Origin of the sequence: Micromonospora sp. NPDC047465 (assembly GCF_040643125.1) — a bacterium.
Classification (GTDB): domain Bacteria; phylum Actinomycetota; class Actinomycetes; order Mycobacteriales; family Micromonosporaceae; genus Micromonospora.
The window spans coordinates 1-1,872 of sequence record NZ_JBEYTP010000123.1; the positions used below are offsets into that span (position 1 = coordinate 1).

General features: G+C 78.4%; 1 protein-coding gene and 1 pseudogene. Both read left to right on the forward strand.

Annotation, left to right across the window (positions count from 1 at the left end; genetic code table 11):
• A pseudogene (locus ABZ793_RS34630) lies at positions 1–178 on the forward strand (AAA family ATPase); the annotation flags it as partial.
• Positions 175–1,713, forward strand: coding sequence for an ABC transporter substrate-binding protein (locus ABZ793_RS34635; protein ID WP_357465211.1), 1,539 nt, complete (start codon positions 175–177; stop codon positions 1,711–1,713). The pseudogene ABZ793_RS34630 and the gene ABZ793_RS34635, both read left to right, overlap by 4 nt.
• Positions 1,714–1,872 lie beyond the last annotated feature (159 nt).

Genomic DNA, 1,872 nt, shown 5'->3' on the forward strand with positions numbered 1-1,872 from the left:
CGACATCGAGGACAACCTGTCCGAGCGGATCCTGTTCAACGAACTGACCCCCGGCCAGATCGTCGTCGTCGACTGCGAAGGCGACCCGAACAACACCGCCAAGTCCAAGCTGGTGTTCCGGGGCGGCGACAAGCCGGCGACAGGGCCGGTCCCCGACGCCGGGGCGGTGACGGCATGACCGGCGTACGCGAGCAGGAGCGCGTCACCGACACGCCCACCGGGACGGACACCCTCCGCTTCCTGGGCCCGGTCGACGGCGGGCTGCCCGACGAAGCGGCCCCGGGCTGCATCGGGACCGGACAGATCCTCCGGCTGCTCACCCGGCAGCTGTTCGCGTACCCCACCGGCACCGACCCGGCCGTCCGGCCGGTGGCGGACGCGGCCGTGGAACTGCCCACGGTCGACAACGGAGGGATCAGCGCGGACGGGCGCACCTGGCGCATCCGGCTCCGGGACGGCATCCACTGGGACGCCCAGGCCGCCCGGGAGCTGACCGCCGGCGACGTCGTCCGGGGCCTCAAGCGCACCGCCCACCCCCTCGCCCGCGCGATGCGCCCGTACCTCGGCGAGATCATCGAGGGCATGGCGGACTACTACCGGGCGTACGACGAGGCGCTCGGGCACTGGGAGGCGCACGCCCCCGCCTTCGCCCAGTTCCAGCAGTTCACCCGGATCCCGGGGCTGCGCGCCGAGGGGGACAGCGTCGTCCTGCGGCTCACCGCGCCGGCCAACGACCTCGTCGACCTGCTCGCCACGGGATTCACCGCGGTGGCCCCCCGGGAGTACGACTACTACGTGCCCGAGAGCCCCGAGCTGTACCGGTGCACGCCCTCCGCCGGGCCGTACCGGATCGCCAAGCGGCTGTCCCCGGGCGGCGACCTCGTCCTGGAGCCCAACCCCCGGTGGGATCCGGGCACCGACCCGGTACGCCGGCGCACCGCGCGGCGCATCGAGGTCGTCGCGGCGGCGGACGGCCAGCCGGTCGACCCGGCGTCGGGCTTCGGGGTGCTGTCCTGGTCGGTGCCGTCGCCGGCGGCCCGGTTCGCCGGCACGGGGTGCAGCTACTACCTCGCCGCGGGCACCGGCGGGGCGGCCGAGCCCCACGCCGTACGGCATGCGCTGTCGTGGGCGCTCGACCGTGCGGCCCTCGCCGAGGCGGCCTGCGCGGCCGGCGCCGACGGCGCCGCCACCCAGCACGGCGTCCTGCAACCCGGGCACCCGGCGGCGGAACGCGGCGCCGACGACGCACCCGACGCCGGTGATCCGGAGCGGGCGAGGCGTCTGCTCGACGCCGCCGGGCTGGGGGAGGGGACCCGGCTGACCCTGGGCGTTCCCGCCGGCTCGCGGCTGGGCGCCGTGGCCGCCGCCCTGGTCGCGGTGTTCGCGCGGTACGGCATCACCCTCGTGCCGGTCCCGCTGGCCCCCTCCGGCGGGCCGGGCGTCGACGTCGTGTTGCACGAGTGGGTGCCGGCCTGGGCCGGCGACGCCGGTCGCGACCTGGTGCACCGGATGTGGCCGTCCGACGGCCGCGCCGGCGACCCGGCCGAGGTGGCCCGGGATGCGCTGCGGGCCATGGACCCGGGCGAGGCGGCGACGCTGTGGCGTCGCTTCGACCGGCTGGCCACCGCCGACCTGCGGCTCGTGCCCCTGCTCGTGGCGGACTGGCCGCGGGCCCGGGCCGACGGTGTGGCCGCCGGGGCGGCCCGGTGGTAGGGGCCGTCGGGCCGGGCTGACCACGCCCGGCAAACGTCGCGGGGCCGGGGCGGGGGGGGGCCGCCCCCCGCCCGGGCCGCCGCGGGGGGGGGGGGGGGCCCCCCGGCCCGCCGGCGGGCGGGGGGGGGGGCGCGGCGGCCGCCGGGCGGCGCCCCCGGG

Bases quoted from the DNA above. Each gene is read 5' to 3' on its own strand.
- ABZ793_RS34635 (WP_357465211.1), top strand. From the start codon at position 175: ATGACCGGCGTACGCGAGCAGGAGCGCGTCACCGACACGCCCACCGGG.